Genomic DNA, 22,976 nt, shown 5'->3' with positions numbered 1-22,976 from the left:
CAGACCAGGCCTTTGTGTGTTCTGTGTTAGAGCGGTCAGTTGACCAGCGTGGCAGCCGCTGATGCTGCTGCACCCTCGATGCCGAACATGTTGATAATACCCAGAAGCATCACCGCAGCCGACGCCATCAGGAACCCCCAGAGGATTGGCGATCGGTTGGTTTCCAGCTCCTCGCCCTCTTCACCGAAGTACATGTAGTAAACGATACGCAGGTAGTAGAAGGCCCCGATGACCGAGGCTATCACGCCCGCAACCGCCAACCACGCCAAACCCGCCTGATAGGCCGCGTTCAGCACATAGAGCTTGCCGAAGAATCCCAGCATCGGCGGCACCCCAGCCAGCGAAAAGAGCAGGATCAGCATCGCCAGCGCCTTACCCGGCTCACGACGGGAATAGAGGTTCAGTGCGCGGATATCGGTGATGGGCTTGCCGTCTTTTTCCATCATCAGGATGAAGGCAAAGGTGCCGATGTTCATGGAGACGTAGATCGCCATATAGACCAGCAAGGCCTGCACACCATAGGCGGTGCCTGCTGCAAGACCCATCAACGCATAGCCCATATGCGCAATCGAGGAATAGGCCATCAGGCGTTTGATATCGCGCTGGCCAATCGCGGCGACAGCCCCCACGAACATGGACAGCAGCGACAGCAGTGCAATTACCTGACTCCAGTCTTGCACCGCATGACCAAAGGCATCATGCATCACGCGCGCAAACAGGCCCATGGCAGCAACCTTCGGCGCCGATGCAAAGAATGCGGTAACTGGCGTTGGTGCGCCTTCATAGACGTCCGGGGTCCACATGTGGAACGGCACAGCAGAGACCTTGAACGCCAAGCCAGAGATCAGGAAGACCAGACCAAACAGCAGGCCGATGGACACTTCACCGTGCTTGGCAACAGCGTAGATGCCTGCAAAGTCGGTGGTTCCCGCAAAGCCGTAGACCAAGGACGCGCCATAGAGCAGCAAGCCGGAGGACAGCGCGCCGAGCACGAAATATTTCAGGCCGGCTTCGGTCGATTTCACGCTGTCACGACGCAAGGACGCCACAACATAGAGCGCCAGCGACTGCAGTTCGAGGCCCATATAGAGCGACATCAGGTTGCCGGCAGAGACCATAACCATCATGCCCACCGCGCTGAGCGCAACGAGGATGGGGTATTCAAACCGCAGCATGCCGCGGCGCGACATGTAATCCTGGCCCATGACCAGAACAGCCGAGGCCGATAGCAGAATGGCAACCTTGGCAAAACGGGCGAACCCGTCGTCGACAAACATGCCGTTGAACGCCTCACGGCTACCGGACGCGCCTGTCCCGATCCAGATCGCAAGTGCAGACATCAGGCCGGCCATCAGCCAGATCAACGCCGGGGCCAGTTTGTCCTTGCCGGTGTAGACGGCGCCAAGGAGCGCCGCCATTGCGCTGAGCGCCAGAACAATCTCTGGCAGGATAACGGTGAGATCAGCTGGGATCATCGCCCACGCCCCCTTAGTGCGAAGCCATCTGGGTCGCCGGGGACAGGTCCGCGGCAGCCAGAGATTCATTGAAGTTTGCAATCAGCGCCTCAGTCGACGGGCTGATGATATCGGTGACAAGCGCCGGGTAGACCCCCAGAAGGATGGTCATCACCACCAGCGGTGCAAAGATGAACCGTTCGCGGGCAGTCATATCCTTGATGGTCTTCAGGCTGCCCTTGATCAGATCGCCAAAGACCACGCGGCGATAGAGCCACAGCGCATAACCCGCCGAGAAGATAACACCGGTTGCGGCAACGGCTGCCACCCAGGTGTTTTTCTGGAATGTGCCCATCAGGGTCAGGAATTCACCGATGAAGCCCGAGGTGCCCGGCAGGCCGACGTTGCCCATGGTGAAGAACATGAAGACCAACGCATAGGCAGGCATACGGATGACAAGACCACCATAGGCGTCGATGTCCCGCGTGTGCATCCGATCATAGATGACGCCAACACAAAGGAACAGCGCCGCCGAGATGAAGCCGTGGCTCAGCATCTGGAAGATCGCGCCATCAATGCCCTGCTGGTTGGCGGCAAAGATACCCATGGTCACAAACCCCATATGCGCAACGGACGAATAAGCAATCAGCTTCTTCATGTCCGACTGCACCAGAGCCACCAGCGAGGTGTAGACCACCGCAATCGCCGACATCCACAGGATCAGGTCCGTCATCACGTCAGCCCCGACAGGGAACATCGGCAAACTGAAGCGCAGGAAGCCGTAGCCGCCCATCTTCAACAGGATCGCCGCCAGCACCACGGAACCTGCAGTCGGCGCCTGCACGTGGGCGTCCGGCAGCCATGTGTGGACCGGCCACATCGGCATTTTCACCGCAAAAGAGGCAAAGAAGGCCAGGAACAGCAGCGTCTGCATCCCGCCAACAACATGGATTCCCAGAAGATCAAAGCTACCCGCAGAGAAGCTGTGCGTCAGCAGTTGCGCGATATCGGTGGTGCCCGCATCTGCGTACATCGCAACCATCGCCACCAGCATCAGCACCGAGCCGAAGAAGGTGTAGAGGAAGAATTTGAACGACGCGTAGATCCGTTCCTTGCCCCCCCAGATGCCAATGATCAAGAACATCGGGATCAGGCCAGCCTCAAAGAACAGGTAGAACAGCACCAGATCCAGTGCCATGAATACGCCAAGCATCAGCGTTTCCAACATCAGGAAGGCGATCATGTATTCCTTGACGCGGGTATTTACCCCCCAGCTGGCCAGAATGGTCAGCGGCATAACAAAGGTGGTGAGCATCACGAAGAGCACAGAAATGCCATCGACACCCATCTTGTACTTCAAGCCAAAGATCCACTCGGCCTCTTCCACAAACTGAAAGCCTGTGTCGGAGGGGTCGAACTGGAAATAGATGCCAAGGCTCACCAGGAAAGTGATCGTTGTGGCAAAGAGCGCAACAGATTTGGCGTTACGCTGCGCCGCCTCATCCTCGCCGCGCAGGAACAGGGCCAGAATGGCCGCCGCAAGCGCCGGGATAAAGGTGACAATAGAAAGGAGATTGTCCATCAGTGCGCTCCTCCGCCGATCGACATCCAGGTAACCAGGGCAGCAATGCCCAGCACCATCCAGAAGGCATAGGTGAAAATGTAACCCGACTGAGCGCGACCGGCGAGGCGGGTGAAGAAGGGAATGATGCCCATGGCGATACCGTTCAGGGCACCGTCAATCGTCTTGCCATCACCACGCTTCCACAGGAAACGCCCGATCATCAACGTCGGTTTGACAAAGACAAAGTCATACAGCTCGTCAAAATACCACTTGTTCTTGAGGAACAGGTACAGCGGCTGCTGTTGCTTGGCGAGACGGCCCGGCAGGCTTGGGTTCACGATGTAGAACAGGATCGCAAGACCAAGGCCAAGCAGCATCGCAATGAACGGCGACACTTTCACCCATTTCGGGGCGGCGTGCGCGTCATCCAGCACAGTGTTGTCGGCACCGAAATACAGCGCGCCTTCGCCCGGTTGACCCGCGAATACATAGTGATGCTCACCGGATGCTTCAGCTGCGCCGTGACCGTCGTCCGCCGTGCTGGCGTGGCTGTCATCAGCGCCGTGGCCCGCATCTTCTGCGGCCTCTTCGCCGTGCCCTGCAGCAGACGCTTCTGCCACCGGGATGCCGTAGAATTTGCCAACCTTATCAGCATGGCCGAAGAAGCTGTTGTACCAGAGCATGCCAGAGAAGATCGCACCGAGGGCAAGCACGCCCAGGGGGATCAACATGACCATCGGGCTTTCATGCGCGTGATCATGCGTATGCTTGTCGCCGCGCGGCTTGCCGTAAAAGGTCAGGAAAATCAGGCGCCAGCTGTAAAAGGAGGTCATCGCAGCTGCGATCACCAGCATCCAGAATCCGTAGGAGGATCCCCCTGCATAGGCGCTTTCGATGATGGCGTCTTTCGACAGGAAGCCAGCGAACCCGATGTGCGTCAACGGGATACCAACGCCGGTGATGGCAAGGGTACCGATCATCATCGCGGCAAAGGTATAGGGGATCTTTTTGCGCAGACCACCGTAGTTCATCATGTCCTGCTCATGGTGCATCGCGTGGATCACGGAGCCCGCACCAAGGAACAGCATCGCCTTGAAGAAGGCATGTGTGAACAGGTGGAACATCGCAGCGGAATACATGCCGACGCCAGCGGCCACGAACATATAGCCAAGCTGCGAACAGGTCGAATAGGCGATCACGCGTTTGATGTCGGTCTGAACCAGACCCACAGTCGCTGCGAAGAAAGCCGTGGTTGCACCCAGCACGGTGATGAAGGTTGTCGCCTCGGGTGCGAACTCCATCAGCGGCGACATGCGGCAGACGAGGAAGACACCGGCGGTCACCATGGTGGCGGCGTGGATCAGCGCCGACACCGGGGTCGGGCCTTCCATCGCATCCGGCAACCATGTGTGCAGGATCAGCTGCGCCGATTTACCCATGGCACCAATGAACAGCAGGACTGCAATCAGATTGGCGGCATTCCATTCCGACCAGAGAAAGGTCAGCTGGGTTTTCGCCAGCTGCGGCACGGCCGCAAAGATGTCATCAAAGTTGATGCTGTCAGTCAGGAAGAACAGGGCAAAGATACCCAGCGCAAAGCCGAAATCACCAACACGGTTGACGATGAAAGCTTTCATCGCTGCCGCATTGGCCGAAGGCTTGCGGTAGTAGAAACCGATCAGCAGGTAGGAGGCAACGCCCACGCCTTCCCAGCCAAAGAACATCTGAACCAGATTGTCAGAGGTCACCAGCATCAGCATCGCAAAGGTAAAGAACGACAGATAGGCAAAGAAGCGCGGCTTGTAGCTCTCGCCGTCTTTCCACTGCGGGTCATGGGCCATGTAGCCAAAGGAATAGAGATGCACCAGCGAAGACACGGTGGTCACAACGATCAGCATGATCGCGGTCATTCGGTCCAGACGGATCGCCCAGGAGGTCGACAGCGAGCCGCTTTCGATCCAGCGCATGATCTCGATCGATTGGGTCAGCCCGTCAAAGCTGAGGAAGACGATCCAGGACAGAAGCGCCGACAGGAACAAAAGCCCGGTCGCGGTCCATGTGGCTGCGGTCTCGCCAATGAACTTCCAGCCAAAGCCACAGATGATGGCCCCGACCAGAGGGGCAAAGAGAAGGATGGTTTCCATGACGCTTTAGCCCTTCATCACGTTGATGTCTTCCACGGCGATGGTGCCGCGGTTGCGGAAGAAGCAAACCAGGATCGCAAGGCCAATGGCGGCCTCAGCGGCGGCCACGGTCAGCACAAATAGGGTGAAGACCTGACCCACCAGATCCCCAAGGAAGCTGGAGAAGGCCACAAGGTTGATGTTCACCGCCAAGAGCATCAACTCGATGCTCATCAAGAGGATGATGACGTTCTTGCGGTTCAGGAAGAGCCCGAAGATGCCGATGACGAACAGCGTCGCCGCGACGGTTAGATAATGCTCGAGTGTGATCATTGTCTCAAAGCCCCTGCCCCGGTTTCACATCCTTGAGTTCCATCGCGGTCGCCGGATCACGCATCATCTGCGCGACGACATCCTGGCGTTTCACGTCCTGACGATGGCGCAGGGTCAGCACGATCGCACCGATCATCGCAACCAGCAGGATCAGGCCGGAGAGTTGGAACAGAAGGAAATATTGGTCGTAAATGATGAGGCCAAGCGCCTCGGTGTTATGTTGGTCAGTTGGGATCGGCTGTGCCAGCTGCGTGGCCGCCGCCGGTGCAGTTTCCCAAGCGCCATAGGCCATGACAAACTGCATGAGGATGACCAGACCGATGAGCAACGCCAATGGCATGTAACGCGCCATCTCTGCTTTCAGCTCGGCAAAATCCACATCCAGCATCATCACCACAAAGAGGAACAGCACCGCGACCGCGCCCACATAAACGATGACCAGCAGCATGGCGACAAATTCGGCCCCGAGCAGGACGAACAGCCCGGCGGAGGAAATGAAGGCCAGGATCAGCCACAGCACCGAATGCACCGGCTGGCGGCTGATCACCGTGAACAGCCCGCCGGTGATGGCGCTGATGGCAAAGAGGTAAAAGGCAAAAACGCTCATGTTTCATCGTCCCCTTTGGCGTCCATGACCTCTTGCGCCAGTTCCAGCGCGCGGGTCATGGCCGGGATGCCGGCAAAGACCGACATCTGTCCGATCGTTTCAACGATCTCTTGTTTCTTCGCGCCCGCCTCTAGGGCGTGGCGTACGGTCTGACGCACGGCTGAATCTGCCTGTGCGCCCTGCATTGTCAGCCCGGCCAGCGTCAGCAGCAGCCGGGTTTTGGCATCGAGGCCGCCCTTGTTGACGGTATTGCCGAACATCATTTCCATGACATCCTTCGGCATCGTCGGCCACAGCGCTTCAAAATCCTTGAACGCACCGGTGGGAGAGAAACTCTCCAACGCGGGGTTCAGGGCTTTGGCCATGTCCTGAGCCTGGGCCATCATGGCCTCAAATGGGTTCTTGGCGTCGCTCATCGGTAGGGCGCGTCCAGTTCGAGATTGCGTGCGATCTCGGCTTCCCAGCGTTCCCCGTTCGAAAGCAGCTTGTCCTTGTCGTAGAACAGCTCCTCACGGGTCTCGGTGGCGAACTCGAAGTTCGGGCCTTCGACAATCGCATCCACCGGACAGGCTTCCTGGCAGAAACCGCAATAGATGCATTTGGTCATGTCGATGTCATACCGCGTGGTGCGGCGGCTGCCATCCTCGCGCGGTTCCGCGTCGATGGTGATCGCCTGCGCCGGGCAGACCGCCTCGCAAAGTTTACAAGCGATGCAGCGCTCCTCGCCGTTTGGGTAGCGGCGCAGCGCGTGCTCACCGCGGAATCGAGGCGACAGAGGCCCCTTCTCGTGCGGATAGTTCAGGGTGGCCTTGGGCGCGAAGAAATACTTCAGCCCCAGTTTGAAGCCGACCCAGAAATCCTGCAGCAGGAAGTATTTGGCAGCGCGGGTGTAGTCGATGTTCGCCATCAGTTAGCCTCCCACGGTCCAGCGGGCGAAGATGCCCCAGAACCAGTCAAATTTTGCAGCAAAGGATACGAAGACCACCCAAGCCAGCGAGAACGGCAGGAACACTTTCCAACCCAGACGCATCAGCTGGTCATAGCGGTAGCGGGGCGTGATCGCCTTCACCATTGCGAAGAGGAAGAAGAAGAATGCCATCTTGGCAACCATCCACAGGACGCCGTCCGGCAAGCCCGGGATCGGGGACAGCCAGCCGCCGAAGAACAGCAGTGTTGTCAGCGCGCACATCAGGAAGATGGCAATGTATTCCCCGGCCATGAACAGAAGGAACGGTGTCGCCGAGTATTCCACCTGGTAGCCTGCCACCAGTTCCGATTCCGCTTCCGGCAGGTCGAACGGCGGGCGGTTGGTTTCTGCCAGCGCCGAGATGAAGAACAGGAACACCATCGGGAAATGCGGGATCCAGTACCAGTTCAGCAGACCCAGATCACCGTCCTGCGCGCGCACAATGTCGCCGAAGTTCATGCTGCCGGTGGAGATGATGACCCCAACGATGATCAGACCGATGGAGACCTCGTAAGAGATCATCTGCGCCGCTGAGCGCAAGGAACCGAGAAACGGATATTTCGAGTTCGACGCCCAACCGCCCATGATCACGCCGTAAACCTCAAGCGAGGAGACCGCGAACACATAAAGAATGGCAACGTTGATGTCTGACAGCACCCAGCCATCATTGAACGGGATCACCGCCCAGGCAATCATCGCCAGCACAAAGCTGGTCAGCGGTGCCAGGATAAATACGGTGCGGTCGGCACCGGCGGGGATCACCACCTCTTTGACGACATATTTGAGTGCGTCCGCCACCGATTGCAGCAGACCGTATACGCCAACCACATTGGGGCCTCGGCGCATCTGGACAGCCGCCCAGATCTTGCGGTCCCCGTAGACGAGGAACAGCAGCGAAATCATGACAAATGCAACAACTGCAAGCACTTGCGCCAGGATCAGAACAGCGATGCCGCCTGGGGTGTTAAAGAATTCAGCCATAGGTCCTCACACCGTGGGTATTCCGTTAGCCTCGCAATCCGCGACCACGACTTCAGCGTCGATGGTGCGCAGTCCGCGCGGGAGGGAAGGCGAGATGGTGTAGACAGCATCTGCCGTCTGAACGCCACCCTCTTGTTTCATTTTTGTGCGCACGTGACGTGCAAATCCATAACCGCGGATCAGCGCATATTGCGCCGCTGCGCATTCAGCATAATTATCCAGATCGGCGCTGTTTCTGGCGCCGATCATGGCAACGTGGAACTGCACCAGATCGCCATCCAGAAGCCGCGTTTCCACCCCTTGGTAGTCGGGATTGAACGGCGCCTGCGATGTCTGAGGGGCCTGCACGCAGGCCGCCAGCAGCAAGGGCGATATGATGCCCGCCCGGATCACTCCGCTGCGATCTTCTCGGCGCCGCGCGCCTTTGCACCCGCCGACAGTTCCGCCATCAGCTGCGACGACCGCGCTATCGGGTTGGTCAGGTAGAAATCCTTAACCGCAGGCAGGAATGCCGCCTTACCCATGGCCTCAACCTCAAGCGCCGGACCCTCATTTGCCGCCACTTCGTCAATGCGCGCCAGATGCGGCACCTCTGCCACCAGCGCGGAGCGCAGTTGCGCCAGCGAGTCATAGGGCAGCTTGGCATCCGGCTCCGCGCTGAGCGCCCGCAGGATCGCCCAGTTTTCCTTGGCCTCACCGGGCGCGAAGCTCGCCCGCATCGCCAATTGCGGACGCCCTTCGGTATTTACGAACAGACCGTTTTCTTCGGTATAGGCAGCGCCGGGAAGGATGATGTCGGCACGATGCGCCCCGCGATCGCCGTGCGAGCCCTGGTAAATCACAAAGGCGCCTGCATCGATTTCGACCTCATCAGCGCCGAGGTTGTAGATCACCTCTGCGCCGTCAATGGCCGCTTCAAGGCCACCTTCGGTGACAGCGTTGACATCCATCGCGCCGACACGGCCCGCAGCGGTGTGCAGCACCAGCAGCTTAGATTCGGTCATGGCCGCGTATTTCTGCGCATGGGCCAGTACGGCCAGACCATCGGCCTCACGCAGGGCGCCCTGGCCGACTATGACCAGCGTATCCTTGCCAATCGCGCCTTCGGTTTCGCCGTTCACAAGCGCCTCAAGCGCTGCGCGGTCGGTACCGAGGTGAGCATAGTCATAGGTCAGATCAACCGGCTGGCCGATCAGGCCGATATTGGCGCCATTGATCCAAGCCTTACGCAGGCGGGCATTCAGAACCGGCGCCTCGTTGCGGGGGTCGGTGCCGATCAGCATGATCGCCTTGGCGCTGTCGATATCTTCGATGGTGGCGGTGCCGACATAGGCCGCGCGGTTGCCGATAGGCAGACGGGCCTTGTCAGTCCGGCACTCAACCTTACCACCCTGCCCTTCGACCAGCTGTTTCAATGCAAAAGCCGCCTCAACCGGGACCAGGTCACCAATCAGACCCGCGATTTTCTTGCCCTTCATCGCTGTGGCCGCAGCCTCCAGCGCTTCGGGCCAGGTGGCTGGCTTAAGCTTGCCATCTACACGAACGTAAGGGCGATCCAGACGCTGGCGGCGCAAGCCGTCCCAGACGAAACGGGTCTTGTCGCTGATCCATTCCTCGTTCACGCCGTCGTGGTTGCGCGGCAGGATCCGCATCACTTCGCGACCCTTGGTGTCGACACGGATGTTCGACCCCAGCGCATCCATCACGTCGATGGTTTCGGTCTTGGTCAGTTCCCACGGACGCGCTGTGAAGGCGTAGGGTTTGGAGGTCAGCGCACCAACCGGGCAAAGGTCGATGATGTTGCCCTGAAGGTTCGAATCCAGCGTCTCGTTCAGATAGGAGGTGATTTCGCTATCTTCGCCGCGACCGGTCTGGCCCATCTGGGTGATGCCGGCAACTTCGGTTGTGAAGCGGACGCAGCGAGTGCAGGAGATGCAGCGCGTCATCGCGGTGCCGACCAGCGGACCAAGGTCCAGATCATCAACCGCGCGCTTGGCTTCGCGGAAGCGCGAGAAATCAACGCCATACGCCATGGCCTGATCCTGCAGATCGCATTCGCCGCCCTGATCGCAAATCGGGCAATCTAGCGGGTGGTTGATCAGCAGGAACTCCATCACGCCTTCGCGCGCCTTTTTCACCATCGGTGAATTTGTCTTCACCTGCGGTGCCTGACCTTCGGGGCCGGGACGCAGATCGCGGACCTGCATGGCGCAGGAAGCGGCAGGTTTCGGCGGGCCGCCAACAACCTCAACCAGGCACATGCGGCAATTGCCGGCGATGGACAGACGCTCGTGGTAGCAGAACCGGGGAATTTCCACCCCGGCCTCTTCACAAGCCTGGATTAGGGTCATCGCCCCATCCACCTCAATCTCGGTTCCGTCAATGTTGATCTTGCGGAGGTCAGACATGGTCTATTTCGCCCTCAATAAAACGCCGATCGCGCTGTTTTTCTTAATTTCCGCACGACCAAACGCACAGAATGTTTCCGTTTTCTCGTAAGAGACCCCGTTTTGCGCCAGGAAGCGTTCTCCCTTGGCCCGCATCCGGGTTTTTTCCGTGTCCGAGTCGATGTAGGCGCGGATTTCAGTATCCGTATAGCCCAGGGCATTGGCCCGCGCCCGCAGGCGGCGCAGCTCAGTCAGCCCCTTGAAGTAGCGCGCGGATATGCTGTCGCAGTGGTCCGACACTTCCTTCGCCAGCGCGACCGCAAACAACGGGTCTTCAATCTCCTGCACATCGCGCAGAGAGGGCTTCGCGGCCGCCGCAGTAGGCAGTAGCATCAGGCAGGTGGCACAGGTTGCAATCAGGGTTCGCATGGTTGAACGCTCCTTGGTGGGAAAGCGTTCAGCACGCGCGCAGACAGCGGCGTTATGCAATAACACCGCCGCTGGCGCATCATGCGCAGCCAAAGGATATGCAGGCGTCATGCTCACGGGGTGCAGGTTCCGCCATAAACCGCTGTGTCCCCGTCGAGGGGGACCGCGACATCCGTATCAAGCGGGTTGATCTGCCATGCAATGCGCGAGGAGCCAAAATTCTCGATGCAGTAGCGGGTACCTTCGTGGTGCGCAGCCAGCCGCGCCCCCTCAAGCGAACGCGGGGCCTTGGAAACCGCAGTGGTAAACACCGCCAGCGTCTCTTTCTTGTTCACAGCCTTGGCCTTCGCCTTGAACGGAACGCCTGCGTAGGTTGGACGGTCGTTTACGATCCCGTCACACCCCGCCAGCACCCCGCCGCAGAGGGCCAGAATAGCCATGGCTTTGCTCACACCCGTGATCATCAACTGCTCCCCCGGACCTTATTCAGCCGCCATGGCGCCCATGCGCCCGGACTTCTGTGCCTTGATGCGGTCCTCGATTTCCTCGCGGAAGTTGCGGATCAGCCCCTGAATTGGCCAGGCTGCCGCATCGCCAAGTGCACAAATGGTATGGCCTTCGACCTGCTTGGTCACATCCCACAGCATGTCGATCTCTTCGAGCTCGGCCTCGCCTTTCACCAGACGGTCCATCACGCGCATCATCCAGCCGGTGCCCTCACGACACGGCGTACACTGCCCACAGCTTTCGTGTTTGTAGAACTTGGACAGACGCCAGATCGCCTTGATGATGTCCGTGTTCTTATCCATCACGATGACCGCGGCGGTGCCAAGGCCGGACCCCAGCTCGCCGCGCAGATAGTCGAAGTCCATGATGGCGTCTTTCATCTTCTCGCCGCGCACGCAGGGAACAGAAGAGCCACCGGGAATGACCGCCAGCAAGTTATCCCAACCGCCCCGGATACCGCCGCAATGCTTCTCGATCAGCTCCTCAAAGGAGATCGACATTGCTTCCTCAACCACACAGGGGTTGTTGACGTGGCCGGAGATCGCAAAGAGTTTGGTGCCCGCGTTGTTCTGACGGCCAAAGCCTGCAAACCAATCCGGGCCACGGCGCAGAATGGTCGGCACCACCGCGATCGACTCCACGTTGTTCACCGTGGTCGGGCAACCATAGAGGCCCGCGCCAGCCGGGAACGGCGGCTTCATACGTGGCATGCCCTTCTTGCCCTCAAGGCTTTCAATCAGCGCAGTTTCTTCGCCGCAGATATAGGCCCCTGCACCATGGTGCAGAAAGACGTCAAAGTCCCAACCGGATCCGGCGGCATTGCGACCCAGCAGACCTTGGTCATAGCATTCGTCAATCGCGGCCTGCAGCGCCTCGCGCTCGCGGATGTATTCGCCGCGCAGATAGATGTAGCAGGTATGCGCATTCATCGCGAAGGAGGCGATCAGCGCGCCTTCGATCAGCGTGTGCGGATCATGGCGCATGATCTCGCGGTCTTTGCAGGTGCCCGGCTCCGATTCATCGGCGTTGATGACCAGATAGGAGGGACGCCCGTCGCTCTCCTTCGGCATGAAAGACCATTTCAGGCCGGTCGGGAAGCCCGCACCACCGCGTCCGCGCAGGCCGGAATCCTTCATGTTCTGGATGATCCAGTCCCGCCCTTTTTCGATGATGCCCGCAGTGCCATCCCAATGGCCCCGCTGTTTTGCGCCTGCCAATGTGCGCTCATGCATCCCGTAAAGGTTGGTAAAGATCCGGTCCTGGTCCTTCAGCATGTCTGCCTACCTTTGGCTGTCCTGGCGCATCCGCCAGAGTTGAAAAATGTTGACCGCTGCATAAATGAAGCCTGCAAGGGCTGCGAAATCAAACAGCAGAGCGTAGCGTCCGGCGAGCCCCAGCGCGGGGCCGATGAACAGCGACATCGCCAGCCAACCAAGCATGGTTGCGGCAATCACCAACGCGATGTGCCGCCCCTTTGCTGCCAGTGCTTTGTCGTGTTCTACGCTCATATGGTCCTGAATTTTGGCCCCTGCCCCGATGGGCAGCGGCGGTTATCTTGTTTCAGTCGTTTTTGTAGCGATCGTCAGCTTTGGCCTTCTTGGCGAAGTCCGTTTCCTCACCTGCCGCGAGCTGCCGGGACTGTTCGATCCAGCCATCGCGGACGATGCGTCCCTTGAACTTCAACCGGCTGTCGACCCAGGCAACCTGCTCATCGGTCCAGGCTGCGATCTGGTCGAAGTGGAAGAAGCCCAGATCGTTAAGGGTCTGCTCCAGCTTGGGACCGACACCTTTCAGCATCTTCAGATCATCTGCACCGCCATCGCGTGCTGAGGTAAGGGTTTCCGGTTTCTCTTCAACCGAAACCCCGGCTTCTGCGGCGGCGCCCTCAGGAGAGGCTGGTTCGCCAACGCCCGCTTTTTTCGGTGCAGCTTTCTTTGGGGCATCGCTCTTTGCCTTGGCAACCTCGGCCTGCTTCACCGCAGGAAGCGGTGTTTTCGGCGCAGGCGGCGGGGTATCGGCACTGTCGCGACCGGCAACCTTGCCGTCCTTGCCAATCCAGGGCGTCAGGATCGGAACCTCAGCCCCGTCGATACGCTTGACTGTATCGCCAATATCCGCCGCCAGCTGGACCGACGCGTTATACTGCGTCTTGCCGCTTTCATATTCGGTCAGCGAGGTCAGACCCGACTTCGGTTCAGCCGCGTAGCGCCCGTTCTGCGGACCCGGCAGCGGGACCTGACCTGCAGCCAGATTATCCAGCAACTTGGCAAAGCCTTCAGCGGTCAGGTCTTCGTAGTAGTCCTTGCCGATCTGGGCCATGGGCGCATTGGTGCAGGCGCCAAGGCATTCGACCTCTTCCCAGGTAAACTTACCATCCGCCGACAGGGTGAAGGGTTTATTGGCAATCTTATCCTGACAGACAGCAATCAGATCCTCTGCGCCGCAGATCATGCAGGACGTCGTGCCGCAGATCTGAACATGTGCAACCGAACCAGTGGGTTGCAGCTGGAACATGAAGTAGAAGGAGGCAACCTCAAGTGCGCGAATATAGGCCATGCCCAGCATGTCCGCGACATATTCGATCGCAGGTTTGGTCAACCAGCCTTCCTGCTCCTGTGCGCGCCACAGCAGCGGAATGATCGCGCTGGCCTGACGGCCTTCAGGGAATTTGGTGATCTGCGCCTCGGCCCATGTCTGATTGTCAGACGTGAAGGCAAAGCTATCGGGTTGTTCGGAATGCAGACGACGAAGCATTAGCGGTCAATCTCTCCAAATACGACGTCCATGGTGCCAATGATGGCAGCGACGTCCGCGAGTTGGTGGCCCTTGGCCACATAATCCATGGCCTGCAAATGCAGGAAACCCGGCGCGCGCAGCTTGGCGCGATAGGGTTTGTTGGTGCCATCTGCAACCAGATAGACTCCGAACTCCCCCTTGGGTGCCTCAACAGCGGCGTAAACTTCGCCAGCGGGGACGTGGAACCCTTCGGTATAGAGCTTGAAGTGGTGGATCAGGCTCTCCATTGAGGTTTTCATGTCGCGACGGTTGGGCGGGGTCAGTTTGCCACGGGCCAGAATATCGCCGGGCGTTTCGCGCAGCTTGCCGATGCACTGACGAATGATCGACAGCGACTGGCGCATCTCTTCCATACGGACGAGGTAGCGGTCGTAGCAGTCGCCGTTCTTGCCAACCGGGATCTGGAAATCGAACTCATCATAGCATTCATATGGCTGCGAACGACGCAGATCCCATGCCAGACCAGAGCCACGCACCATCACGCCAGAGAAGCCGTAGTTGAGGATATCTTCCTCAGTCACGACACCGATATCTGCGTTACGCTGCTTGAAAATCCGGTTTTCGGTCAGCAGCCCGTCGATGTCATCCATCACGGCGGGAAAGGTGTGCGTCCACGCCTCAATATCGTCGATCAGCGCATCAGGCAGGTCCTGATGAACACCACCGGGGCGGAAATAGGCCGCGTGCAAGCGCGCACCACAGGCACGCTCGTAAAAGATCATCAGCTTTTCGCGCTCTTCAAAGCCCCACAGCGGCGGGGTCAGCGCGCCAACGTCCATCGCCTGCGTGGTTACGTTGAGCAGATGGTTCAGAATCCGGCCTATTTCGGAATAGAGCACCCGGATCAGCGACGCACGACGCGGTACTTCCACGCCGGTCAGCTTTTCGATGGCCAGACACCAGGCATGTTCCTGGTTCATCGGTGCCACATAATCGAGGCGGTCGAAATACGGCAGGTTCTGCAGATACGTCCGGCTCTCCATCAGCTTTTCGGTGCCGCGGTGCAACAGGCCGATGTGCGGATCGCAACGCTCAACGATTTCGCCATCCAGCTCCAGCACCAGACGCAGAACGCCGTGCGCCGCAGGGTGTTGCGGGCCGAAGTTGATGTTGAAGTTACGGATCTTCTGTTCGCCGGTCAGGGCGTCATCCATTTTGGAGCCGTCCATTATTTCGCCCCCTCTTTCTCATCACCCGGAAGGATATATTCCGCCCCTTCCCACGGGCTCATGAAGTCAAACTGGCGGTATTCCTGAACCAAATTTACCGGTTCATAGACAACGCGCTTCTGCGCCTCGTCGTAGCGAACCTCTGTGTAACCGGTGGTCGGGAAATCCTTGCGCAGCGGATAGCCACGGAAACCATAGTCGGTCAGGATGCGGCGCAGATCCGGGTGGCCGGTGAACAGGATACCGAACATGTCGAACACCTCCCGCTCAAACCAGTTGGCCGAGGGATGGATCGTCACGATCGACGGTAGCATCTCATCCTCGCGGATCGATACGCGCAGGCGGATCCGCTGGTTCTGATACATCGACAGGAAATGATAGACCACGTCGAACCGCTTAGGGCGATCCGGGTAGTCGACAGCTGTGATGTCGACCAGAGACGAGAACTTGCAGGTCGCGTCCGCTTTCAAAAACTCAACAAATCCTGCGAGGTTCGATGGGGCCACATCCACGTTCAGCTCATCAAAGGTGACATCCCAGCCGATAACGCAATCCGGGCGCTTGGCTGCGATCTGAGTGCCGAGTTCGTTCAGGGCTTCAGTCATTTTTGTCTCTCCAACCAAAGCCACTTAGCGCACAAGTGTGCCGGTGCGGCGGATTTTGCGCTGCAATTGCATCAGACCATAAAGCAACGCCTCTGCCGTGGGCGGGCAGCCGGGTACATAGACATCCACGGGCACAACCCGGTCACAGCCACGCACTACAGAATAGCTGTAGTGATAATAGCCGCCACCATTGGCGCAGGATCCCATCGAGATCACATAGCGCGGCTCAGGCATCTGGTCATAGACCTTGCGCAGGGCGGGGGCCATCTTGTTGGTCAGCGTACCAGCCACAATCATCACATCCGACTGGCGCGGAGAGGCGCGTGGCGCGATGCCGAAGCGCTCGGCATCATAGCGCGGCATCGAGGTGTGCATCATCTCAACCGCGCAGCAGGCAAGACCAAAGGTCATCCAGTGGAGCGAGCCGGTGCGCGCCCAGTTGATGATATCCTCGGCAGAGGTCAGCAGAAATCCCTTATCCTGCAGCTCTGCGTTCAGGGCCTGGGTGACGACTTCCTTGTCGACGCCAGCCGTGTTGGCTCCGGTCATCACTCCCATTCCAGGGCCCCTTTCTTCCACTCATAGGCAAAACCAATGGTCAGCACAGCGAGGAACACCATCATCGACCAGAAGCCCGCATCGCTCATGTCCTTGAAGCCGACGGCCCAGGGAAACAGGAATGCAATTTCCAGATCAAAAATGATGAACAGAATCGACACCAGGTAAAACCGGACATCAAACTTCATCCGTGCGTCGTCGAATGCGTTGAACCCGCATTCGTAAGCGCTGACCTTTTCAGGGTCCGGATTGCGGACGGCCAGCACAACTGCCGCCAAAATAAGAACAATTCCAAGCCCGACCGCTACGGCCAGAAACACCAGAATCGGGAGGTATTCCCGCAACATCTCTTCCACGAGTGGCTCCTTTCCGTGCGCGCGGATTTCTGCGCGCCGTCAATTGGCGTGTTGACTTGGGGCTGTGTCTACTCCCCTGCCCCCTCACCGTCAACCAACGCATCGTTAATGGATAAACCTTCTGTAACCGACGCGGCAGATCAACATCACGGCAGGTAAACCCTATTGTTTTCATAGGATAAGGCGCGCCTCGCAAAAGGCACGCCTTGGTGAATGGAATCCGACATTTTTGACGGAATTATCGCTGCCAGCTGGGCTTTTCCTTGGCAAAAAACGCGGCGATCCCCTCAGGTGCCTCGCTGCCCTCCCAACGGTCAACCAATGCGGCGATGGTATGATCAATGACCGCATCATCAATTTTGGGTCCCAAATCGCGCACCAATGCCTTAGCAGCACCCACCGCTTCGGGTGCACAGCTGAGATATGGGATCACTTCCGCCTCGATCGCGGCGTCCAAATCAGCTGCAGGAACCACCCGAGCGAGAATCCCCAGGTCCACGGCTTCCGCCGCGCCAAACAGCCGCGCCGACATAAAGACACGCCGCGCCCGCGCTTCGCCCATGCGGGCCACCACATAAGGGCCGATGGTGGCGGGGATCAGGCCAAGTCGGGTCTCAGTGAGGCCCATCTTGATATGATCGGCGCCGATGGCAACGTCACAAACCGAGGCCATACCGACGCCACCGCCAAAGGCATTGCCCTGGATCGCGCCAATGACCGGCTGCGGCAAGGTGTTGATGGCCATCAGCATCTCCGCCAGCACCCGCGCCTCGCGCCCGCGCGTTTCGGCATCAGCCTCCATCTGGGCCTGCATCCAGCCCAGATCACCCCCGGCGCAAAAACTCTTGCCTGCCCCCGTGAGGACGACGACACGAACGGCGCGATCCTTTGCCAGCGCGGCGGCGGCGGCTTTCAACTCCTGCAACATCTCACCGGACATCGCATTGTGTTTTTCCGGACGATTCAGTGTCAGCGTCGCGACACCTCGGTCGTCAGTGGCCAGGGTTATGGTGTTATACATCCGTATGCCTTTCAAAGGACCTTGATCTGCCGCCAGATGATCTCAACGGCGTCATCAACTGTGGTTTCTGCGGTATCGATTGAGAGTGATGCCTGTGGGAACGGTTCAAAGCAGCGCTGTTCGACCGCATCCCAAGTCGGAAGGTTCTGGCCTGACACGTCGGGCTTTCGTGTTTCGACACGGCATCGATGCTGAACAGGATCGGAACAGGTTACGGCAATGTCCAGATGCGCGACACCAACGTCCTGAGATACCTTGCGCCATTGCTCGCGCGTCAGGGCAATCGGATTAACGCAATCGGCGATCACCAGATACCCCTGACTGAGTGCCGCCTTGGCCATAACCTGAGCAGCCGCGTATCCGGCATCCGCAAGATCGACCGGCTCCATATGAGATTTTCTCATCGCTGTCTCGATCTCATCCAACCGAAGCCAGATAGCACCGGATTTTTTAGAGAGGCGCCGCGCAATCGTTGATTTTCCGACCCCTGGCAGGCCGGAAAAACAAATAAGTACAGCCATACTATCCCCGCATCGCGCGCGCCATAGCTGCGGCGTCGGTCAGCACATCGCCCTTCAGCCCGGTCTCATAGCCCAGCCGCGTCAGATGCTCATGCACAGCTTCGGTCGCAACATTGCCGACAGCACCCGGAGCATAGGGGCAGCCCCCCAGCCCGCCAACAGCAGCGTCAAAGACCCGGACACCCAGCGACAAAGACGCATCGATATTGTCAATCGCCCGCCCGGCTGTGTCGTGATAATGGCCCGCCAGACGGGTGACCGGCACGCGTTCCCGCACCGCCAGCAACATACGCGCAATGGAATCCGGTGTCGCCTGACCGATGGTATCGCCCAGCGAGATCTCATAGCAGCCCATGGAGAACAATCGATCCGCCAGTGCCGCAACCGCGTCCGGGTCGGTCGGCCCGTCAAAGGGGCACTCAGTCACGCAAGAAATATAGCCCCGGACCGGCATATCAATGTGGCGCGCAGCCTCAATGATTGGCGTAAAACGCTCAATGGATTCGGCCACGCTCGCGTTGATATTCGCCTTGGAGAAGCCTTCTGAGGCTGAGGCAAAAATCGCGATCTCATCCGCCTTTGCGGTCAGGGCATCCTCATACCCGCGCATGTTGGGCGTCAGCGCAGCGTAGCGCACATCAGAACTGCGACGGATCCCCGCGAGAACCTCCCCCGATCCCGCCATCTGCGGCACCCATCTAGGAGAGACAAAGCTCGCCACCTCAATCCGGCGAAAACCAGCATCGGTCAGCCGGTCAACAAGGGCGATCTTTTCTGCGACGGGAATGTCGCGCTTTTCATTCTGCAGCCCGTCGCGCGGGCCTACTTCGAAAATTTCAACGCTTTCGCTCATGATGCACTTCTCCCCAAGGCAATCTCAGACATCGCTCAAACCACAGTCGTTGCTGCGGCGGCAGATGGGGCAGCACTCGTGGCACCGCCCGATCTGATCGCTGTTCAGCTGTCCGCCTCTTCCAGACGGACCAGCGCGGCGCCAGCCTCGACCTGATCACCGGCAGAGGCCAGAACCTCGGCCACCACGCCATCGCGGGCCGCCAGGAGAGAGTGTTCCATTTTCATCGCCTCAAGGATAGCCAGTCTGTCACCTTCTTTGACCTCGGCGCCGGCTTCGGCGAACACGGCCTTGACCAAACCGGGCATCGGCGCCTCGATCACGTTGGTATCGCCACCGGCGGTCCCAGCGCGGTCCAGCGGATCGATACAGTCAAAGATGCTGCTGATCCGGGCAAACACCGTCAGCCTGCCATCGGCCTCAGCCACATTCGGCAAGGGATGCCCGTCATGCCGCCAGCACGTCCCGTCAAATGTCACCTCGTGACTGCCGTCGTCCAGCTGCCAGCGCTGTGCTTGCAGGCCCAGCACCTCAACGGTGATCTCAAGGCTCTCTTCGCCGTGGGTGAGCTGTACGGCCCGGTGCAGCGGCGCCCAGAGGGTAAAACCGCTGTCCCCACCAGACTTATGCAAACACAGCGCTCTCTGCGCGGCTGCAATCCAATGCGCCACAGGCATGTCGCCAACCGCCCTCAGCGCCTCGAGATCACGCGCGATCAGGCCAGTATCAACCTCGCCTCGACCAAACCCCTGATGGGAGGCAAGCGCACCCAGAAAGGCGAGGTTGGTGACTGTGCCTGCAACCTCTGTCCGTTCCAGCGCCCGGCGCAACTTCGAGAGGGCCACCGAACGGGTGGCGCCATGTACGATCACCTTGGAGATCATCGGGTCGTACCACGGACTGATGGTATCGCCTGCGCGCACACCGCTGTCGGCGCGGCACTCAGCCGGGAAGGACAGATGCGTCAGCGTGCCGGTTGCAGGCAGGAAGCCCTTGGGCACATCCTCCGCATACAGCCGCGCCTCAAACGCATGGCCGGTGATGGTGAGGTCGTCCTGCTGGGCAGGCAGGCTCTCACCCGAGGCCACCCGCAGCTGCCATTCCACCAGATCAACGCCGGTGATCAGCTCAGTCACCGGGTGCTCCACTTGCAGGCGGGTGTTCATTTCCATGAACCAGAAGCCGTCCGGCCGCAGCCCGTCAGATCCATCGACGATGAATTCCACCGTGCCGGCCCCCTTGTAGCCGATGGCTTCGGCGGCGCGCACGCCGGCCTCACCCATCGCCTCGCGCATCACCTCAGTCATGCCGGGCGCGGGCGCTTCTTCGATCACTTTCTGATGGCGGCGCTGAAGGGAACAGTCACGCTCAAATAGATGCACAGCGTGGGTCCCGTCGCCGAAAACCTGCACCTCGATGTGCCGCGGCTGCTGGATGTATTTCTCGATCAAAACGTCCGGGTTGCCGAATGCTGTGGTCGCCTCGCCCTGCGCGCTTTTCAGGGCATCCGAAAATTCGGCAGGTGCCTCTACCAGCCGCATCCCTTTGCCGCCACCGCCGGCAACCGCCTTGATCAGCACCGGATAACCGATCTTCTCCGCCTCGCCAGCCAAGAACTCCGTATCCTGGTTGGAGCCGTGATAACCCGGCACAACCGGCACGCCGGCCTTCTCCATCAACGCCTTGGCTGCATCCTTGAGACCCATCTTGCGGATCGCATCCGCAGAAGGCCCGATAAAGCTGAGGCCTGCGGCCTCGACCGCGTCCACAAAGCCCGGGTTTTCCGAAAGGAAGCCATAGCCGGGGTGAATCGCCTGTGCGCCACTTTCCTGCGCGACACGGATGATCACATCCCCCTTCAGATAGCTGTCCGCCGGGGCCGAACCGCCGATATGCACCGCCTCATCCGCCATCTGCACATGTTTCGCGGTAGCGTCGGCGTCGGAATAAACGGCTACGGTCCGCACCCCCATGGCACGGGCGGTTTCCATCACGCGGCAGGCAATCTCTCCGCGGTTGGCAATCAGAATCTTGTCAAACATGGGAGGTCCTCACATCCGGAACACGCCGAAGCGTGTATCTTCAATCGGGGCATTCAGCGCGGCGCTAAGCGACAGCGCCAGCACATCGCGGCTCTTGCGCGGGTCGATGATGCCGTCGTCCCAGAGACGTGCAGAGGCATAAAGCGGGTGACTCTGCTCCTCGAACATCTCAATGGTGGGGCGTTTGAAGTCGGCTTCTTCCTCCGTGCTCCAGCTGCCGCCCTGGCGTTCGATGGCATCGCGCTTGACCGTTGCCAGCACGCCTGCCGCCTGCTCGCCGCCCATCACAGAGATGCGGGAGTTGGGCCAGGACCACAGGAACCGCGGCTGGTAAGCCCGGCCTGACATGCCGTAATTGCCCGCCCCGAAGGAGCCGCCGACCAGCATCGTCACCTTCGGCACATTGGTGGTCGCCACCGCGGTCACCATCTTGGCGCCATGGCGGGCGATGCCTTCGTTTTCGTATTTGCGGCCGACCATGAAACCGGTGATATTCTGCAGGAAAACCAGCGGGATCTTGCGCTGGCTGCACAGTTCTACGAAATGCGCGCCCTTCTGGGCGGCCTCGGAGAACAGCACGCCGTTGTTGGCGATGATGCCTACAGGGCAGCCTTTCACATGGGCAAAACCAGTGACAAGAGTTTCGCCGAAACGCGGCTTGAATTCGTCAAAGCGGGAGCCATCGACCAGCCGCGCAATCACCTCGCGGATGTCGTAAGGCGTGCGCAGGTCACCTGGCACCACGCCGAGGATTTCCTCGGGGTCATAGGCGGGTTCCTCGGGGCTGGCCCAATTCACCGTCAGCGGCTTGGTGATATTCAAGGACTGCACCGCGCGCCGCGCCAGCGCCAGCGCGTGGGCGTCATCCTCGGCGAGGTAGTCGGCCACACCGGACAGGCGCGTGTGCACGTCGCCGCCGCCCAGTTCCTCGGCGCTGACAACCTCGCCCGTCGCGGCCTTCACCAGCGGCGGGCCTGCGAGGAAGATGGTGCCCTGCTCTTTCACGATGATGGTCACGTCGGACATGGCCGGCACATAGGCGCCGCCCGCGGTGCAGGAGCCCATGACCACCGCAATCTGCGCAATGCCCTTGGCCGACATCCGCGCCTGATTGTAGAAGATCCGCCCGAAATGGTCGCGGTCGGGGAAGACCTCATCCTGTTGCGGCAGGTTGGCACCGCCGCTGTCCACCAGATAGATGCAGGGGAGACGGTTTTCCTCGGCAATCTCCTGCGCCCGCAGGTGCTTCTTCACCGTCATCGGGTAATAGGTGCCGCCCTTCACTGTGGCGTCGTTGCAGACCACCATGACCTCTTGCCCGTGAACGCGGCCGATACCCGCCACGACCCCAGCACCGGGGGCGGCCCCGTCATACATGGCATGCGCCGCCGTGGCGCCGATCTCCAGAAACGGAGAGCCGGGGTCGAGCAGGTTCGCCACCCGGCGGCGCGGCAGCATCTTGCCGCGGCTCTCGTGGCGGGCGCGGGACTTCTCGCCGCCGCCCATGCGCGCGGCCTCTGCCGCCTCGCTGATCTGCCCGAGCGCGTCCAGATGCGCCTCGCGGTTCTGTTTGAAGCCTTCCGAGGAAGGCATCGCCTTGGAATTGAGTTTCATGTGCACTCTCCCATTGTTGGGGTTAGGCTGTGTCCCGTAATACAGGAAGACTTATTGGTTCTCGTTGGGGCAGCGTACGCCGGGTATGC

The 22,976-nt window shown here is 59.7% G+C and carries 24 protein-coding genes; all 24 read right to left on the bottom strand.

Features of this window, described 5'->3' with window-relative positions; all coding sequences use genetic code 11:
• Positions 1-35 precede the first annotated feature (35 nt).
• Positions 36-1,475, bottom strand: a complete 1,440-nt coding sequence (gene nuoN / locus J4721_RS02825) for an NADH-quinone oxidoreductase subunit NuoN (protein WP_027247629.1) — start codon at positions 1,473-1,475, stop codon at positions 36-38.
• A 13-nt stretch (positions 1,476-1,488) separates the two neighbouring features.
• Positions 1,489-3,036, bottom strand: coding sequence for an NADH-quinone oxidoreductase subunit M (locus tag J4721_RS02820; RefSeq protein ID WP_102858201.1), 1,548 nt, complete (start codon positions 3,034-3,036; stop codon positions 1,489-1,491).
• Positions 3,036-5,162, bottom strand: coding sequence for an NADH-quinone oxidoreductase subunit L (gene nuoL, locus J4721_RS02815; protein ID WP_211002061.1), 2,127 nt, complete (start codon positions 5,160-5,162; stop codon positions 3,036-3,038). The genes J4721_RS02820 and nuoL overlap by 1 nt, the downstream gene beginning before the upstream one ends.
• Before the next feature lie 6 nt (positions 5,163-5,168).
• A complete protein-coding gene (nuoK, locus tag J4721_RS02810) occupies positions 5,169-5,474 on the bottom strand; it encodes an NADH-quinone oxidoreductase subunit NuoK (protein ID WP_014874166.1) in 306 nt (101 codons plus the stop codon).
• Between the two features lie 4 nt (positions 5,475-5,478).
• Positions 5,479-6,081 carry an NADH-quinone oxidoreductase subunit J gene (locus tag J4721_RS02805; protein ID WP_014874165.1) on the bottom strand — a complete coding sequence of 201 codons (603 nt, stop codon included), beginning with the start codon at positions 6,079-6,081 and terminating at the stop codon, positions 5,479-5,481.
• Entirely contained in the window at positions 6,078-6,497 is a 420-nt protein-coding gene (locus J4721_RS02800) for a carboxymuconolactone decarboxylase family protein (protein WP_014874164.1), read from the bottom strand. Before J4721_RS02800 ends, J4721_RS02805 begins: the two co-directional genes overlap by 4 nt.
• On the bottom strand, positions 6,494-6,988 hold the full coding sequence (gene nuoI / locus J4721_RS02795) for an NADH-quinone oxidoreductase subunit NuoI (protein WP_014879596.1): 495 nt from the start codon (positions 6,986-6,988) through the stop codon (positions 6,494-6,496). Before nuoI ends, J4721_RS02800 begins: the two co-directional genes overlap by 4 nt.
• A 3-nt stretch (positions 6,989-6,991) precedes the next feature.
• Positions 6,992-8,029: an NADH-quinone oxidoreductase subunit NuoH gene (gene nuoH / locus J4721_RS02790; RefSeq protein ID WP_014874162.1), complete on the bottom strand. Its 1,038-nt coding sequence runs from the start codon at positions 8,027-8,029 to the stop codon at positions 6,992-6,994.
• 6 nt (positions 8,030-8,035) lie between these two features.
• Positions 8,036-8,422, bottom strand: a complete 387-nt coding sequence (locus J4721_RS02785) for a hypothetical protein (protein WP_014874161.1) — start codon at positions 8,420-8,422, stop codon at positions 8,036-8,038.
• A complete protein-coding gene (nuoG, locus tag J4721_RS02780; protein ID WP_211002060.1) occupies positions 8,419-10,437 on the bottom strand; it encodes an NADH-quinone oxidoreductase subunit NuoG in 2,019 nt (672 codons plus the stop codon). Before nuoG ends, J4721_RS02785 begins: the two co-directional genes overlap by 4 nt.
• A 3-nt stretch (positions 10,438-10,440) precedes the next feature.
• Positions 10,441-10,845, bottom strand: a complete 405-nt coding sequence (locus J4721_RS02775; RefSeq protein ID WP_211002059.1) for a DUF5333 domain-containing protein — start codon at positions 10,843-10,845, stop codon at positions 10,441-10,443.
• A gap of 113 nt (positions 10,846-10,958) precedes the next feature.
• Positions 10,959-11,309: a hypothetical protein gene (locus J4721_RS02770; protein WP_211002058.1), complete on the bottom strand. Its 351-nt coding sequence runs from the start codon at positions 11,307-11,309 to the stop codon at positions 10,959-10,961.
• An 18-nt stretch (positions 11,310-11,327) separates the two neighbouring features.
• Positions 11,328-12,626, bottom strand: a complete 1,299-nt coding sequence (gene nuoF / locus J4721_RS02765) for an NADH-quinone oxidoreductase subunit NuoF (protein WP_027247636.1) — start codon at positions 12,624-12,626, stop codon at positions 11,328-11,330.
• Between the two features lie 6 nt (positions 12,627-12,632).
• Complete coding sequence (locus J4721_RS02760) at positions 12,633-12,860, bottom strand: DUF5337 domain-containing protein (protein WP_014874156.1); 228 nt, start codon at positions 12,858-12,860, stop codon at positions 12,633-12,635.
• Between the two features lie 52 nt (positions 12,861-12,912).
• Positions 12,913-14,106, bottom strand: a complete 1,194-nt coding sequence (locus tag J4721_RS02755) for an NADH-quinone oxidoreductase subunit E (RefSeq protein ID WP_211002057.1) — start codon at positions 14,104-14,106, stop codon at positions 12,913-12,915.
• Complete coding sequence (locus J4721_RS02750) at positions 14,106-15,317, bottom strand: NADH-quinone oxidoreductase subunit D (RefSeq protein WP_014874154.1); 1,212 nt, start codon at positions 15,315-15,317, stop codon at positions 14,106-14,108. The genes J4721_RS02755 and J4721_RS02750 overlap by 1 nt, the downstream gene beginning before the upstream one ends.
• Positions 15,317-15,922 carry an NADH-quinone oxidoreductase subunit C gene (locus J4721_RS02745; protein WP_076619634.1) on the bottom strand — a complete coding sequence of 202 codons (606 nt, stop codon included), beginning with the start codon at positions 15,920-15,922 and terminating at the stop codon, positions 15,317-15,319. The genes J4721_RS02750 and J4721_RS02745 overlap by 1 nt, the downstream gene beginning before the upstream one ends.
• Before the next feature lie 24 nt (positions 15,923-15,946).
• Positions 15,947-16,480: an NADH-quinone oxidoreductase subunit B family protein gene (locus J4721_RS02740; protein WP_014874152.1), complete on the bottom strand. Its 534-nt coding sequence runs from the start codon at positions 16,478-16,480 to the stop codon at positions 15,947-15,949.
• Entirely contained in the window at positions 16,471-16,836 is a 366-nt protein-coding gene (locus tag J4721_RS02735) for an NADH-quinone oxidoreductase subunit A (protein WP_014874151.1), read from the bottom strand. The genes J4721_RS02740 and J4721_RS02735 overlap by 10 nt, the downstream gene beginning before the upstream one ends.
• Positions 16,837-17,074: 238 nt before the next feature.
• Entirely contained in the window at positions 17,075-17,857 is a 783-nt protein-coding gene (locus J4721_RS02730; RefSeq protein ID WP_027247639.1) for a crotonase/enoyl-CoA hydratase family protein, read from the bottom strand.
• Positions 17,858-17,868: 11 nt separating this feature from the next.
• Complete coding sequence (locus tag J4721_RS02725; protein WP_102854347.1) at positions 17,869-18,378, bottom strand: AAA family ATPase; 510 nt, start codon at positions 18,376-18,378, stop codon at positions 17,869-17,871.
• A 1-nt stretch (position 18,379) separates the two neighbouring features.
• Positions 18,380-19,231 carry a hydroxymethylglutaryl-CoA lyase gene (locus J4721_RS02720; RefSeq protein ID WP_014874149.1) on the bottom strand — a complete coding sequence of 284 codons (852 nt, stop codon included), beginning with the start codon at positions 19,229-19,231 and terminating at the stop codon, positions 18,380-18,382.
• Between the two features lie 104 nt (positions 19,232-19,335).
• Complete coding sequence (locus tag J4721_RS02715; RefSeq protein ID WP_211002056.1) at positions 19,336-21,273, bottom strand: acetyl/propionyl/methylcrotonyl-CoA carboxylase subunit alpha; 1,938 nt, start codon at positions 21,271-21,273, stop codon at positions 19,336-19,338.
• Between the two features lie 9 nt (positions 21,274-21,282).
• Complete coding sequence (locus J4721_RS02710) at positions 21,283-22,887, bottom strand: carboxyl transferase domain-containing protein (RefSeq protein ID WP_211002055.1); 1,605 nt, start codon at positions 22,885-22,887, stop codon at positions 21,283-21,285.
• Positions 22,888-22,976: the final 89 nt, after the last annotated feature.

Origin of the sequence: Phaeobacter sp. HS011, from assembly GCF_018101215.1 — a bacterium.
In the GTDB taxonomy this organism is placed as follows: Bacteria; Pseudomonadota; Alphaproteobacteria; order Rhodobacterales; family Rhodobacteraceae; genus Phaeobacter; species Phaeobacter inhibens.
This window is presented reverse-complemented; position numbering and strand designations above follow the sequence as displayed.